We start from the raw sequence: 14,333 nt of genomic DNA on the forward strand, positions 1-14,333 counted from the left end.
CATGAAACGCTTAAATGCTTTGTCGGGCGCTCTAATGGGTGTGTGTGTGTGCGCGGTCTCTCTGGCCGCAGCTGGCGCCGGGATGGCAGCTCAGGTCGAACCGGACCCTTCTGCAACGCCCTGGAGCCAAGCGCTCCCCTCCGGCCAGTTGAATGTAGGGGTCCATTTTGGTGACCAGCAGACCGAAACCTTCGGGGATATTCTGATTCCGATTTATCAACGCAGGACGGATCTGGTTTTTATCAACCCGCGGGGGTCATGGAATGACGATGAGGCCCGGGAGTTCAATTTCGGGCTGGGGGGACGTCATCTCTTCCCGGATAAAAGCATTATTCTCGGGGGTAACCTGTTCTATGACCGACGCACTACCACGCTCGACAACACCTTTAATCAAGGCGGATGCGGCGTAGAGTTTTTGAGCCAATGGCTGGATGCCCGTGCCAACTATTATTTTCCGGAACAGGGTGAAAAAACGGCGGATACCTATATGGTGACACCCGGCACCAGCCAGGAACATACTGAGTACTGGTACGCGCCAACGGCGCAAGGGCATGTTATCAGTCAATATGGTTACGAGATTACGGATTCTTACAATTTCAAAACCCTTCAGCATTACAGGACTGCCGAACGTGCGATGGATGGATTTGATGCCGAAATCGGGTCGCTGCTGCCCATCCCGCTTCTTAAAGATTATGCCGATGTAAAAGTGTTTGTCGGGGCTTATGACTATCATGCCCATTATGGCGATGATATTGCCGGACTGAAGGGCCGCCTTGAAGTCCGGCCGGTTCCCGCCGTGTATCTGGATGCCGGCTGGGTGGAAGATGAGAAGCTCTTTGGGTCACGGTATTCCGTTGGGATTCGCGCGGCGTTGCCCTTTAATCTGGCGCGATTGAGCCGGGGTCAGAATCCCTTTGCAGGTGCTCTGGACGGGTTTAAAATGACGGGTACGCGAGCTCCGTTTGCCTCCCGGATGACAGAGATGGTTGTCCGTGATTTACACGTCCGTACCACTGTGTCGAAACCCGGGGAAGTGGTTGCGGATCGCAGGGTTCTGGAGAAAGTGTTGGTCTCACATGATCGCAAGGACCACACTGAATTATTGGCGACGGATGTGACGTTTGTGGATGATGACAATCGGAGCGGGCTGCAAAATGGAACCTGGGAAAATCCCTATCGCCAAATTAACACTGGCGTTCAAAATGCGGTAGGCAGTCTGGTTTATGTGAATGATGCCGCTCAGCAGTACCGAGAAAATGTTGTGTTGCAAGAAGGAATCACCCTGTGGGGATCCGGGGCACCTATCTATGGGCGACATGGAATATTCCAAGGCCGCATTTCTCCGGTCGTAAATGGGGGTGGGGGGCGGCCGGCAATCACTTTGGCCAATCATGTCATGGTGACAGGGTTTGAGCTCATCCAGCCGGCAGGCGTCCCCTCATCCAGCCCTGTTATCTTTGGCGAAAATGTGTCAGACGTGATGATTGTGAATAACACGATTCGCGGAAATGGATCCGCTTCAGCCGGGATTGAAATGAACGCATTCAGCATCCCTGTCTTTGCAGCAACGGTATGGAATAACCGGATCGTAAGTGCCCGGGGGGCCGGGATTGATATCGAGGTCGGGTCGGTTCCCCTGACTGATATTACATTGGGACAGAATACGGTAACCGGCAACAGCGGGGATGGCATTTCCCTGCAAGCCTTTACGGTCGATGCCACAATCACATTGTCGGATATCATGGCCAATGCCAACGGTGGAGCGGGAGCTTTTCTTGATATATACGGTTACAACAGTGTCAACGTCTCCTTTGACAACATGGAGGCCAGTGATAATCACTCCGACGGGATTCATGCGATACTGGTTTCAGGCGGGGTGGTCACTGCTGATTTTGTGAATAATCGGCTGATTCGGAATGGTGCGGGTGGCGTGTTCCTTGATCTCAATTCCGGCCTCAACTCCACGATTGTCGCGAGGGGGAATCGAATTGCCGACAACGTGGCCAATGGGGTTAATTTTCAGACGTTGGCGCCTTGGGACAGTATCTATGACTTCGGCATGGCGGGCGGCGGGACATCGGACTCTGGTTTGAATGCCCTCTATGGAAATGGCGCTTACCAGATGTCGTTCGTCGGGGCCGGCACTTTGTTTGCCTCAGGAAACTGGTGGGGGACACCGACTCCTGTGGATAATGTGGACTATCGGGATGAAGGAGGCGGGGTGATTATTCCTGCTCCAGCACTTTCTGTCCCATTAACACCCTGAGGTGCGCTTCGACAGAAGCCGTGAGCCCCGAAAGACTGTAGCCGCCCTCCAGAACAGAAACCAAACGGCCCATGCAGCAGACATCAGCCAGTTCCATGGTCATTTGGGTAAGCCTGGCAAATCCCTGCTCTGTGAGGGTTGCGGCGGCCAGTTTGTCATCTCGATGCCCATCGAACCCCGCGGAGATGAGGATGAACTCAGGCTGAAATCCTGCGACCGCGGGGATTATCACCCTGGCAAAGGACTGTTGGTAATCCGCGTCAGTGGCATCAGCAGGCATGGGCACATTGAGTGTAAAGCCCTTTCCTGCACCTTCTCCCGTCTCGGAGGCATGCCCGCTATCAGGGGGGTAGAGCGAGTCCTGGTGGAGACTGGCATAAAACACGGAAGGATCATTGTAAAAGACATTTTGTGTGCCATTCCCATGGTGGATATCCCAGTCGATAATGGCAATCCTGCGCAGGCCGTACCGGTGTTGCAGATATCTGGCCCCAATGGCGACATTGTTGAAAAAACAGAAGCCCATCGCCCGATCCGGCATTGCATGATGCCCCGGGGGGCGGACAGCGCAGAAGGCATTCTGCACCTGATGCAGCATCACTGCGTCCAGGGCGGTGAGCACCGCCCCAGCAGCCATCAGAGCGGCTTCGTAGGTCCCGGGCGAACCCAGTGTCACCTCATCAGGTTTAAACAGTTTTCCGGTGCTGCTGGCGAGGCGGATCTGGTCAACATAACAAGCGGTGTGGATGGCGGTTATGGCTTCGATGGAGGCCGGTCGGGGTTGGATATGGCGGAGCGACTCCCACAGTCCGGTTTCCTTTAAGTGCTTCAGCAGGGCGGTCAGGCGTTGACGCTTTTCCGGGTGGGCCCATCCCGTTTGATGTTTAAGAAAAACCGGATCATAAAGAAAAGCAGTCTTAAGCATGCTGAGTTCTGGCTCCTGAATTCCGGAGTTGTTACTATTCCCCGGCGCATTCGTCAATCGAATCCCCCTAGGGCAGACACATCTAAATTTCCCCTTATTCTGGCGTATTCGGCTCAAATGCTCAGGTGGGAAGGCTTGTATTTGGAGTGCGGCGGCTTGACGCCGCTTTTCCCGGCGCGGCTTGACGCGCTGTACTGTCGGCCTGTCAAGCCAGGCCTTATGAAAGCGGCGTCAAGCCGCCGCACTCCAAATCTCCGTCGTCAGATTGAGCCAATAAGGCCAGAAATTCGAGAATTTAGATGCGTCTGCCCTAGCGAATCCCCCTTGATTCCCGCCTCTGACACAGGTATCTTGAAGCCCGTTTTCAATATCAAGGAGTAATACCATGGACGTTCAGAAATTGTTTGCAGATCGTATTGGCGGCACCTCATTCGGCACCACCAACGAGATTTATAAATTCGAGAAAATCAAGCGTGCCAAGGCGGCGGCCCGGGCGGCCCGACCCACTGTCGAGTTGCTCGATTTTGGCGTGGGCGAGCCCGATCAGATGGCGCCTGCCCCCATCCGGAAAGCACTGAAAAAAGCGGTGGATAATCCTGCCAATCGCGGCTATTCAGATAACGGAATTCGTGAGTTCAAGGTGGCGGCCGCGGACTACATGAGCAAGTTCTTCGGGGTCACTGATCTGAACCCGGACACGGATATCTGTCACAGCATCGGTTCCAAGCCGGCATTGGCGATGTTGCCCCTCTGCTTCATCAATCCCGGTGATGTGGCGCTGGTCACGGTGCCTGGCTATCCGGTTCTGGCGACCCACACCCGCTATCTTGGCGGTGAAGTGGTGAAGGTTCCCCTGAAAAAGGAAAATCATTTTTATCCCGATCTCGATAGCATCGATCCCGCCATTCTGGCGCGTACCAAGTTGTTCTATGTCAATTATCCCAATAATCCAACGGGCGCGGCCCCGACAGAAGAACTCTTCGATCGCCTGATCGCCTTCGCCCAGAAACACAATATTCTCATTGTACAGGATGCAGCCTATGCCACCTTGGTGTATGGCCAACCCCTCTCGATTCTGAGCCGCCCGGGCGGGAAGGATGTTGCGGTTGAACTCCACTCCATGAGCAAGAGTTACAACATGACGGGCTGGCGCCTTGGGTTTGTGGCTGGCGCCGCACGCATTGTGCAGGCCTATGCTGAAGTGAAGGACAACGTGGACTCCGGGCAATTCAAAGCCATTCAATTGGCCGCTTGCGAAGGGATCGCCGACAAGAAGCTCGCGGACAAGATCAAGAAGCATTATGAGCGCCGGTTGAAGAAAATCGTCAAGGTCCTCAAGGGCGTGGGCTTTAAGGCGAAAATGCCCGGTGGCACCTTCTATCTTTACGTTCCGGCTCCGAAGGGGGCGGGCGTCAAGACGTTCCTTACGGCGGAAGATGCCTCGCAATACCTGATTCGCGAGTGCTCCATCTCCACGGTACCCTGGGATGATGTGGGGCCTTTCCTCCGCTTCTCCGCGACCTTTGAGTCGAAGGATAAAGTGGATGATGATCGCGTGATTGCCGAGTTGGGTGAGCGCCTGATGAATGCCAATTTGAGATTCTAGTCATCATGTGAGGAGGGCGAGATGTCGCAAATAGAGAAGCTGATTATCGGGATTGAGGAAAGCGCTCGAACCGTGGGAACCCTGGTCGGGCAAGTTCAGGCATTACACTCTATTTGCACGCTGATGGTGGCCTCGCTGAAATGCGGGAACAAGGTGCTGACGGCCGGGAATGGCGGGAGTGCGGCTGAAGCAATGCATATGGCCGAAGAACTGCTGGGCCGTTTCCGTCACAATCGGCGCTCCTTGCCGGCGGTGGCCCTGACGGCCGATGGCACGGCCCTGACCTGCATTGCCAATGACTTTGGCTATGATCAGGTTTTCAGCCGGCAGATCGAAGGACTCGGGAGCGCGGGGGATGTGCTGGTGCTATTCAGTACCAGTGGTGCGGCCGTGAATCTCCGGCTGGCGCTCGAAGCGGCACGGGCCAAAGGGATGAAAGTGATTGGCCTTCTGGGGAAAGATGGCGGCCCCCTGGCGGGCAAATGCGATCTTGAGATTATTGTCAAAGGCACTGCCACAGAACGCATTCAGGAAGCCCACCAGGTGCTGCTGCACCTGATTCTGGATGCGGTTGAGAGCGAGTTCGCTTGAGCGGTCTGCGTCTGCCCCCCTGGATTCGGATCCGCTATTCCGGGCGTGGGAATCAAGATGCAGTGCATCAGGTGCTGAAGGCCAGTGACCTGCATACGGTCTGTCAGGGCGCGCAGTGTCCCAATCAACACGAGTGTTTCAGCCGCGGGGTAGCCACCTTTATGATTCTGGGGGATACCTGTACCCGGGATTGCCGCTTCTGCGCGGTTCATTCCGGCCTACCCACACCTGTTGATCCCGATGAACCGCTCCGTCTGGCGGCAGCCGTAGCCAAACTCAAACTCCGTCATGTTGTGGTGACCAGTGTGACACGGGACGATCTTTCCGATGGGGGCGCCCGGCATTTTGCCGCCACCATAACCGCGATACGGACTCAACTGCCAGCTGCCACGATCGAGGTACTGACGCCTGATTTCAAGGGAGTTGAGCGGGACATTGATCTTGTTTTGGATGCAGCCCCGGATGTCTTTAATCATAATCTGGAGACGGTGCGGGCCTTGCAAAAGACGATCCGACCGGCGGCGAGTTATGAATGCTCCCTGGCGGTTCTGGCTTATGCGGCGCGCCGGAGCGGCGGTCGGACTGCTGTTAAGTCCGGGCTGATGGTCGGGCTGGGCGAGTCGGATGACGAAGTCTATGCGACCATGACTGATCTCAGGGCGGCTGGCGTGGAGTTGCTCACCATTGGCCAGTATCTGGCGCCCTCCGCGGCGCATGCCCCGGTCAAGCGCTATGTGACTCCTGAACAATTTGAAGAATACGCCCGGCGGGGACAGGCAATGGGGTTCCGCAACGTGGCATCCGGCCCCATGGTGCGTTCTTCGTATATGGCGGAGCATCAATTCCATGGCGGAGAAAAGCCGGGGGAACACCATGGTTGAATATGCCGCCTTTTGGATCGCCGGTTTTTTGTGCCGCACGATCCCCCTGCATTTTGCCTACTGGCTGAGTCTGCGGATTTCTGACTGTTATTTCTTTTTTGAACGGCGTGGGCGCAACGCGGTAATGGCGAATTTGCGGCAGGTCATGGCGTTCCGCGGCCGCCACCCCACGGAGCGGGAGCTCAAGTTGACTGCCCGTACGACATTTCAGTTTTTCGGGAAATATCTGGTGGACTTCTTCCGCTTTCAGCGGCTCAGCGAGGCGGATATCAAGCGGTTGGTGACCATTGAGCATCCTGAATACATCGAACAATCCTGGCAGATGGGGAAGGGTGTCATTGCGGTGACGGCGCATTTGGGGAACTGGGAAATTGGCGGTGCGGTACTGGCAGGAATGGGGTATCCCATCAATGTGGTCGCCCTGAAGCAGCCGTCGGCAAAACTGAATGATTTCTTTCAGAAGCATCGCCGCAAGCGGGGGATGGTCGTGGTGCCGCTGGGCTCATCGGTCAAGCGTCTGATTGGCGCCCTGCGGCGTAAAGAGTTTATCGCCCTCCTGGCGGATCGGGATTATTCCGATCATCATGGAACAACCAGCTTGTGCGGCGCACCCGCGTGTATGCCGCGGGGGGCTGCCTGGTTGGCCGCTAAGACGGGGGCTGTGGTGCTGCCGGGATTTGTTCTGCGCAACGAGGATGACACGTTCCTGATGAAAATGTATCCCCCGATTATCCCGGTGGAGGGCATGTCTCAGGATGATATTCAGGCTCGAATCAATGCGGCGCTTGAAGATGCCATCGGCGCTTATCCCCATCAGTGGTTTATGTTTCAGTCCGTCTGGGGCGGGCTCAGCTATGGACAGTCCGGGAAAAGAGAAACCCCTCACCTCAATCCTCTCCCTCAAGGGGAGAGGACGCGCGGGAATCCAGTGCCCCCTTTCAAAGGGTGCGTCATTATCCCTGCCTACCGTGAGGCTGGCCGAATTGGTGCAGTAGTGGAAGGCATCAAATCATTTGTCCCTGACGTGATTGTTGTGGATGATGGGTCGCCTGATGAAACGGCCGCCCAGGCTAACCAGGCTGGGGCCATTGTGATCCAGCATGAAGTCAATTGCGGGAAGGGCGCGGCGCTGGAGTCGGGATTCCGTGCCGCACGTGAACGTGGCTTTAAGTTCGTCATTACCATGGATGGGGATGGGCAGCACGCCCCGACCGATCTTCCGGGGTTCATTCAGGCGTACACCCAGACGGGGACCCCCGTCCTGGTTGGTTCCCGGATGTCTGATACTCGGGACATGCCCCTGGTGCGGCGGATGACCAATCAGTTCATGAGTTGGCTCTTAAGCCGTGAGATGGGGCAGTGGGTGCCCGATACTCAATGCGGGTACCGGCTTTATGCGCTATCGGTGCTCCCTGCGGTTGCTTCCGAATCCAAGCGGTTTGCAGCCGAATCGGAAATCCTCATGGAGTTGAGTCACAGGGGCGTGAAGATCGGGTCCGTGCCCATTGCCACCATTTATGGTACCGAGAAAAGCAAAATTCATCCCGTAAAAGACGCCTTCCGGTTTTTTAAAATGATGCGCCAATATCGCAAGCGGAGGAGCCAGTAGGCAGTGGGCAGTGGGCAGTGGGCAGTGGGCAGTGGGCAGTGGGCAGTGAGCAGTAGGCAGTGGGCAGGGAGCAGTTACTGATTTCTGCTAACTGGCAACTGCCTACTGCTTACTGCTCACTGGCTACTGGCTACTTAACTTTCATTGGGATGCCAGCGATGACGAAAAGAACGCTGTCGGCGATGGCGGCCAGATCTTGATTCAGCCAGCCTTGTAAATCCCGGAAGGTGCGGCCAAGTGCTGAGTCCGGGACGATGCCCATGCCGACCTCATTGCTGACGATGATGACGTCACAGGGGCTGGCCTTGAGGGCGGCGATCAGTTCCTGCTTGCGTGTCTTCACGGCGGCTTCACCTTCTTTCAACAACACATTGGTCAGCCATAACGTGGCGCAGTCGAGCAGAATACCATCGCGCGGGGGCGTTGAGCCCAGGATGACCTTTGCCAGATCGAGCGGCTCCTCAACACACCCCCACTTCGGGCCGCGTTGATCTCGGTGCAGTTTCACCCGCTCCACCATTTCCTGGTCGAGGGTTTCCGCCGGGGCCAGATAAAGCGGTTGCTTCCAGCCCTGTTCGGCCAGCTTCTGGGCATGGGTGCTTTTTCCACTCCGCGCCCCACCCAATACCAATGTTATTTTGACAGGATTTCTCATTTCATTTTCCATCACCTTCAATACTAATCGTAATCGTAATCTTAATCCTAATCTTAATCTTAATCGGATTCTCTTGGCGATAACGAGAAAGAGGGAGGATTACGATTAAGATTAAGATTACGATTAGGATTAAGATTAACTATGCAAACATTCCTTTAACCTTGTCAGGGATGAGGCTGTATCCTCGAAACCAAAGGTTTCCAGGGTCAGGACATGGTTATACGACTTAAGGGACCTCAGGAATTCTTCTACCAGTGGCTGGGGCGTCATTTCCAGCGAATAATGGCGTGAGGTTTTATCCGAGCCATACAGGTGGATGATCCGGGTCCGGGGTAACCACTGGGCAACATGCCGCTGCCAGTCATAGCCCATCTGCAGAAGATGGCCGAGATCCAGGCAGATACTAAAGGGGTATTCGAGGAGAATGGGCTCACACCAGGCGAAGGGGTAGCCCAGATTCTCCACGCAGATGCGGGTCGGATCATCCACAATGCCCGCGAGCAGCCGCAGGAGCGGGCTCATATCTTGACGCCAGGTATCAATTCTGGCTTGAGTCGCGGAGGCGTCAATCCCCTCCAGGTGCAAGATCCAGCCATAGGGCTTCAGTGGGCGGCAGAGTTCAATAATACGCAGGGCGGTGCTCAGGAAGTGTTCCCGCTCCTCCTGGTTTGCGCTGCCCAGCGCCTTATCGATCGGGAAATGAATCGTGTAGCTGAGGTGATGCTGTTTGGCGAGCTGGCGGAGTTCCTCAACTTCGGCCTGACTTGGAAAATTGGAGGAGTCCTTCGATTCAAAGAAAACGATCTCAATATCATCCGCATACGGCGCCAATTCGCGCACGTTCGTGAGGAGATCGGCGGGATACACATAAGAGGTGACCCCGAGCCGGAAGCGGCGTGGGGCGGTTAGCAGGGGGAGGGCTTGAAATTCGATCACGTTTTTCCTCGCTGGTAGCTGATAATTTGCACCGTCTCCAGAGTGACCAGGCCGCCGCATTCGGCTTCGGTGAGGAGTTGGTCCAACAGGGGGAGAAAGGCCGTGATCTTTTCGGCCTTGTCGACAATTTCGACCACTACCGGTAGATCGGCCGATAAATCCAGGATGCGGGTGGAGCGGAGTTTGCCGGAGGTGCCGTAGGACATCAGGCCCCGCAACACGGTCGCGCCGGCCAGGCCGGCCTCCTGACTTTTACGGACGATGACTTCATGGAGGGAGGAGTGGTGATACCGATCCCCTTCGCCAATAAAAATACGTAACAGTTTCGCTTCACTATCCGGTTGCATACATTCCCTCCTTCAATCTTAATCTTAATCTTAATCGTAATCGTAATCTTAATCTTTCTGTCTCCCTCTTTAGTGCAGAGATTACGATTACGATTAAGATTACGATTAAGACAGGTAATATCCGGGCCCAGTTATGGGCTCAGTACTTTCTTCACCAGCATCATGCCGACAAAAAAGGCTGCCATGGCTCCGAAAAAGGTGCCGTTGAGATAGAGGAGGGCATGCAGCCATTCGCCATCCTTTACCATTTGCACGAGTTCATAAATAAGTGAGGACAGGGTGGTGAAGCCGCCGCAGAAGCCGGTGGCCAGAAAGAGTCGGGCCGAGGGTGAAAGCAGTTCGGTGTCGGCCGCCAGTTGGCTGGCCATGCCAATGACCAGGCAGCCACAAAGATTGGAGGCCAACGTTCCCCAGGGCATGCTGGCGGCAGGATGACTCAGGCTCAAGGTAAAGCCATACCGGCACAGACTCCCCACCAGTCCGCCCGCCCCCACCCAAACAAATGGCATTATTCCGTTCATGCGGAGGTAGACTATTAGACTGCTCGTAAAACAACAAAGATAAAATCAACCACCATTCCATATTGGGCCCATTTTTGGAGTGCGGCGGCTTGACGCCGCTTTCCCGCGTCCCGGCTTGACGGGGCGCATGACGGAAAACGGTGCGTCGAGCCGCCCCGAAGAAAAGCGGTGTCAAGCCACCGCACTCCAAACTCTAGCGAAGCGGGGGGGTAATCTTTTTAGGGCTTGGACGTGTTTTCTTCATCGGGTGACGCTTCCAGCTTGACGGTCACGGGGGTGCCTTCTTCCACCATGTGGGCGAGGGTGGTGATGTCCCAGTTTGTCAGGCGGAAGCATCCGTGCGATTCGCGGCGGCCAATGGTTTCCGGATGCGGCGTGCCATGCATGCCGAAACCATTGGCGCTCAGGGTCAGCCAATAGACGCCCACCGGGTTATTAGGCCCCGGGGGAATGATCAGCTTCTTGCCGATCTCCTGGGCGCGCGGGGATTCTGGGAAATTGGCGGGATCAAAAGTATAGTTCGGGTTGGGGGCAAAGCTGACAATCGTCAGATCGCCGACAGGCACCTTGTGCAGCTTCTTGGCGATCGAACAGGGAAATGAGGCGATCAGGCTGTCATTGATGTCAAAAGCGCGAACCCGGTAGTGATCGCAGTCCACCTCCAGCCGGGAGGCAGGAATCGACCAGTCGTCAGCTCGGGTGTTGGGAATAACCAACTGGGTTCCGACCGCAACGTTCTGCCAATTAGAAACGCCAATGTTCATAAGCTTTAGCAACGTGGGAGAGACATGGAATTGTTCGGCGATAACTTCCTCCAGACTTTCGCAGGCCATGGCCGGAAGTGCGGAGGCTTCAAGATAATCGGCAGGGGCCGATCCGACCCGTTCCAGCTCCGCCGGGCTGAGGGTATGGGCCACGGTGGCCGGTTCGGTATTGGCGAGCAACTCCTTCCGTGCCTGTGAGATCGTCACGCCGCGGCTTTCGGCGTAATCCTTGAGTGCGAGTACGGTCTTGGAGCCTTCCCGCCCATCGACGAGGCCCACCCCGAACCCGTTCCGGTCCAGTGCGGCCTGCAGCGTCGCCATCTGCATGAGATTAACGGGTTTTTCACTGACAGCCGTACCTTGCTGAACCCGGCTTACGACGGTGGTAGACACTTTGATGGGCGCCGGTACAGGCGCAGCAACCGCCGCTACCCCCAGCCACCCAGTCAGGATAATTAATACTCCGTTTTGGAGTGCGGTGGCTTGACACCGCTTTTCTTCGGGGCGGCTCGACGCGCCGTTTTTTGGCATGCGTCCCGTCAAGCCGGGACGCGGGAAAGCGGTGTCAAGCCACCGCACTCCAAAATGGGGCCAAATATGTATGATGCTGCTGAAGCAAAACCTCTTTCTGCCACTTACAGATGGCTCAGCGGTACTTTTCCGATGGGGTACACGTTGAAGCCGATTTCGTAGAGTTCCTGGTGATTCAGGCAGTTCCGGCCATCAAAGATAAAGGCGGGCTTCTCCATGTTTTCGTAAATCTTCCGGTAATCCAGCGTCTTGTACTCAGCCCAGTCGGTCATCACGGCCAGGGCGTGTGAGCCTGAGGCGGCTTTATAAGGATCGGGCTCAAAGCTGATCTTCTCTCCCAGATCCACGAGATCTTTCCGGGCATTCCCCAGCGCTTCGGGATCCGTTACCACCACGGCCGCACGCTCGTCTGCCAGGAACCGCGAAACGCGGATGGCCGGGCTTTCGCGCGTGTCGCCCGTATCCGCCTTGAAGGCGAAGCCGAACACCGCGATCCGCTTGCCGGCCACGGTGTTGAACATGGCCGAGATCATTTTCCGCACAAACCGGTCTTCCTGATACTCATTCATGGTCACCACCTGTTCCCAGTAGTCCGCCACTTCGCTCAGGCCGTAATGCTGGCAGAGGTAAACCAGATTCAGGATATCCTTCTTGAAGCAGGAGCCGCCAAAGCCGACGCTGGCATTCAGGAAGCGGGAGCCGATCCGCGCATCCATGCCGATGGCGCGGGCCACTTCGGTAACATCCGCCTCGGTCCGTTCGCACAAGGCGGAAAGACTGTTGATGGAGCTGATACGCTGGGCCAGAAAGGCGTTGGCCGCCAGCTTCGACAACTCGCTGGACCAGACGCTGGTGGTCAGGATGCGGGCCCGGGGGACCCAATTGGCATAAACATCGGCCAAGGCTGACTGCGCGCGGCGACCGGTCTCAGTGGCATGCCCGCCGATCAGGACGCGATCGGGGTTCTCGAGATCCTTGACCGCGGTGCCTTCCGCCAGGAATTCCGGATTGGAGAGCACCTCGAAATGGACCGTCTTGTTGCCGGAATGGAGAATACGCTCCATGGCTTCGGCGGTGCGGACGGGCAGGGTGCTCTTCTCGACCACGATCTTGTCGGAGGTGGAGTTGGCTTTGATTTCGCGGGCGGTCTTTTCCCAGTACTGGAGATCGGCAGCCCGACCGGCTCCCTGGCCGAAGGTCTTGGTGGGGGTATTGACGCTTACGAAGATGATATCAGCCTCACGGATCCCTTGCGCCACATCGGTGGAGAAGAAGAGGTTTTTATTGAGCGAGAGTTGAACCAGTTCTTGCAGGCCGGGTTCATAGATGGGGAGGCGATCCGACTGCCAGGCCTTGATGCGGGCGGCGTCGATATCCACAACAATGACACGGTAATCGGGGCATTTTCTGGCGATCATCGCCATCGTCGGTCCGCCCACATACCCGGCCCCAATACAGAGAATAGTTTTCATAAAAGGTTCTCCCGTAACGCTAAAACCGCGAATACTAGCAAAAGCAGGGAAGACTTCACCACTAATTTAACATGTCAGACGCCTCTAAATTTTTGGAGTGCGGCGGCTTGACGCCGCTTTTCATCGGCGCGGCTTGACGCGCGGTACTGTCGGCCTGTCAAGCCAGGCCTTGTGAAAGCGGCGTCAAGCCGCCGCACTCCAAAAATTTGAGGCGTCTGACGATGACTTGATTATTACGCCTGGAATGGCTATTCCTATTCCTCATCAATCAGGAGCACATCACGTATGCAATGGTATTACGCGGAGAATGGCAAGCAGCAGGGACCTGTCGAGTTCGAACAACTGGTGGCGCTGGCACATAATGGCAGCTTGAAGCCCGATGATCTGGTCTGGAACGCCTCCATGGGCAATCAATGGGCCAAGGCTAACACCGTGTCAGGACTTTTCGAGATGCAGCCGCCCGCCGTTCCGGTAGAGCCCGAGCCCCCTGCCGAATGGTCCAACACCGCAACCTTTAAGAGCGCGGTCGCCAATCGCGATCTGACGGCCCAGGCCCGGACCTCGCTTGATCAGAATTGGGGCAAGGCCATCGGCGGCCTCCTCATTTACTTGCTGGTGCTGATCGTATTGGCCGCGATCCCCTTTCTGGGGCAGGTCGTCAGTTTCGTGATCAGCGGGCCGATGATGGTGGGCTGGACGTTGTTTTACCTTAATATCTCCCGCCAGGAACCGGCGGATGTGGGACAGCTTTTCGACGGCTTCAAGCTGTTTGGCAACGCCTTTGTGATGTATCTCCTGATCATGCTGCTCATCCTGGCCTGGTGCCTACCAGCCTTTGGGGTGGTCATTGTTATGGCGGTGCTTGGGCTGAAAGGGGTTTTGATGCAGGATGCTTCTGCCATGGGAGCCATTCCGTTTCTGATCCCCCTGATTATTGCAGCGATGATTCCTGTGATCGTTGCCCAACTCCGTTATTTTCTAGCCTATTATATCCTCAACGATTACCCCGGCGTGGGCCCCATGGAGGCTGTCCGGCGCAGTACGCAGATGATGAAAGGCAATAAATGGAAACTGTTCTGCCTGCAACTCCGGTTTATCGGCTGGGGCCTGCTCTGCGTCCTGACCCTCGGCATCGGCTTCCTCTGGCTCATCCCCTACATGATGGTCAGCATGGCCTGCTTCTACGACGACGTGAAAGACAGTGGCCAGTAGCCAGTAAACAGTGGGCA

13 protein-coding genes are annotated in these 14,333 nt (G+C 56.1%); 6 read left to right on the forward strand and 7 right to left on the reverse strand.

All coding sequences use genetic code 11. The features are described 5' to 3' along the window. Position 1: 1 nt before the first annotated feature. Positions 2-2,266 carry an inverse autotransporter beta domain-containing protein gene (locus WCI03_04520; GenBank protein MEI8139113.1) on the forward strand — a complete coding sequence of 755 codons (2,265 nt, stop codon included), beginning with the start codon at positions 2-4 and terminating at the stop codon, positions 2,264-2,266. Here WCI03_04520 and WCI03_04525 read toward each other — a convergent pair. Further along, on the reverse strand, positions 2,226-3,191 hold the full coding sequence (locus tag WCI03_04525) for a histone deacetylase (protein ID MEI8139114.1): 966 nt from the start codon (positions 3,189-3,191) through the stop codon (positions 2,226-2,228). The genes WCI03_04520 and WCI03_04525 overlap by 41 nt on opposite strands. Before the next feature lie 385 nt (positions 3,192-3,576). Here WCI03_04525 and WCI03_04530 point away from each other — a divergent pair, with 385 nt between their 5' ends. Genes WCI03_04530 through WCI03_04545 form a run of 4 tightly spaced genes read left to right on the forward strand, consistent with a single transcriptional unit; the run spans position 3,577 to position 7,878 of the window. Continuing rightward, a complete protein-coding gene (locus WCI03_04530) occupies positions 3,577-4,797 on the forward strand; it encodes an LL-diaminopimelate aminotransferase (GenBank protein MEI8139115.1) in 1,221 nt (406 codons plus the stop codon). A 21-nt stretch (positions 4,798-4,818) separates the two neighbouring features. Next, positions 4,819-5,388 (forward strand): SIS domain-containing protein, encoded by a 570-nt coding sequence (locus WCI03_04535; GenBank protein ID MEI8139116.1) that lies wholly within the window; start codon positions 4,819-4,821, stop codon positions 5,386-5,388. Further along, positions 5,385-6,269 (forward strand): lipoyl synthase, encoded by an 885-nt coding sequence (gene lipA / locus WCI03_04540; protein ID MEI8139117.1) that lies wholly within the window; start codon positions 5,385-5,387, stop codon positions 6,267-6,269. The genes WCI03_04535 and lipA overlap by 4 nt, the downstream gene beginning before the upstream one ends. Continuing rightward, positions 6,235-7,878: a glycosyltransferase gene (locus WCI03_04545; protein MEI8139118.1), complete on the forward strand. Its 1,644-nt coding sequence runs from the start codon at positions 6,235-6,237 to the stop codon at positions 7,876-7,878. The genes lipA and WCI03_04545 overlap by 35 nt, the downstream gene beginning before the upstream one ends. A gap of 130 nt (positions 7,879-8,008) precedes the next feature. Here WCI03_04545 and cobU read toward each other — a convergent pair whose 3' ends face one another. From cobU to WCI03_04575, 6 genes are all read right to left on the reverse strand, one after another. Further along, a complete protein-coding gene (gene cobU / locus WCI03_04550) occupies positions 8,009-8,533 on the reverse strand; it encodes a bifunctional adenosylcobinamide kinase/adenosylcobinamide-phosphate guanylyltransferase (GenBank protein MEI8139119.1) in 525 nt (174 codons plus the stop codon). A 135-nt stretch (positions 8,534-8,668) separates the two neighbouring features. Then, the gene (gene cbiR, locus WCI03_04555) at positions 8,669-9,469 is read right to left on the reverse strand and encodes a cobamide remodeling phosphodiesterase CbiR (protein MEI8139120.1); all 801 of its coding nucleotides are present in this window, start codon (positions 9,467-9,469) and stop codon (positions 8,669-8,671) included. Next, positions 9,466-9,816, reverse strand: a complete 351-nt coding sequence (locus WCI03_04560; GenBank protein MEI8139121.1) for a DUF190 domain-containing protein — start codon at positions 9,814-9,816, stop codon at positions 9,466-9,468. The genes cbiR and WCI03_04560 overlap by 4 nt, the downstream gene beginning before the upstream one ends. A 131-nt stretch (positions 9,817-9,947) precedes the next feature. After that, on the reverse strand, positions 9,948-10,337 hold the full coding sequence (crcB, locus tag WCI03_04565; protein ID MEI8139122.1) for a fluoride efflux transporter CrcB: 390 nt from the start codon (positions 10,335-10,337) through the stop codon (positions 9,948-9,950). A gap of 218 nt (positions 10,338-10,555) precedes the next feature. Continuing rightward, the gene (locus tag WCI03_04570) at positions 10,556-11,632 is read right to left on the reverse strand and encodes a L,D-transpeptidase (GenBank protein ID MEI8139123.1); all 1,077 of its coding nucleotides are present in this window, start codon (positions 11,630-11,632) and stop codon (positions 10,556-10,558) included. A gap of 104 nt (positions 11,633-11,736) precedes the next feature. Next, positions 11,737-13,104: a UDP-glucose 6-dehydrogenase gene (locus WCI03_04575; protein MEI8139124.1), complete on the reverse strand. Its 1,368-nt coding sequence runs from the start codon at positions 13,102-13,104 to the stop codon at positions 11,737-11,739. Between the two features lie 285 nt (positions 13,105-13,389). On the opposite strand from WCI03_04575, the gene WCI03_04580 reads away from it, so the two are divergent. Further along, positions 13,390-14,316 carry a DUF975 family protein gene (locus WCI03_04580; protein MEI8139125.1) on the forward strand — a complete coding sequence of 309 codons (927 nt, stop codon included), beginning with the start codon at positions 13,390-13,392 and terminating at the stop codon, positions 14,314-14,316. Positions 14,317-14,333 lie beyond the last annotated feature (17 nt).

The organism is bacterium (genome assembly GCA_037143175.1).
In the GTDB taxonomy this organism is placed as follows: domain Bacteria; phylum Verrucomicrobiota; class Kiritimatiellia; order CAIKKV01; family CAITUY01; genus JAABPW01.

Bases quoted from the DNA above. Each gene is read 5' to 3' on its own strand.
- WCI03_04570 (MEI8139123.1), bottom strand. From the start codon at position 11,632: ATGCCAAAAAACGGCGCGTCGAGCCGCCCCGAAGAAAAGCGGTGTCAA.
- WCI03_04545 (MEI8139118.1), top strand. From the start codon at position 6,235: ATGGCGGAGAAAAGCCGGGGGAACACCATGGTTGAATATGCCGCCTTT.
- WCI03_04535 (MEI8139116.1), top strand. From the start codon at position 4,819: ATGTCGCAAATAGAGAAGCTGATTATCGGGATTGAGGAAAGCGCTCGA.
- crcB (MEI8139122.1), bottom strand. From the start codon at position 10,337: ATGAACGGAATAATGCCATTTGTTTGGGTGGGGGCGGGCGGACTGGTG.
- WCI03_04580 (MEI8139125.1), top strand. From the start codon at position 13,390: ATGCAATGGTATTACGCGGAGAATGGCAAGCAGCAGGGACCTGTCGAG.
- WCI03_04520 (MEI8139113.1), top strand. From the start codon at position 2: ATGAAACGCTTAAATGCTTTGTCGGGCGCTCTAATGGGTGTGTGTGTG.
- WCI03_04525 (MEI8139114.1), bottom strand. From the start codon at position 3,191: ATGCTTAAGACTGCTTTTCTTTATGATCCGGTTTTTCTTAAACATCAA.
- cobU (MEI8139119.1), bottom strand. From the start codon at position 8,533: ATGAGAAATCCTGTCAAAATAACATTGGTATTGGGTGGGGCGCGGAGT.
- WCI03_04560 (MEI8139121.1), bottom strand. From the start codon at position 9,816: ATGCAACCGGATAGTGAAGCGAAACTGTTACGTATTTTTATTGGCGAA.
- WCI03_04530 (MEI8139115.1), top strand. From the start codon at position 3,577: ATGGACGTTCAGAAATTGTTTGCAGATCGTATTGGCGGCACCTCATTC.
- WCI03_04575 (MEI8139124.1), bottom strand. From the start codon at position 13,104: ATGAAAACTATTCTCTGTATTGGGGCCGGGTATGTGGGCGGACCGACG.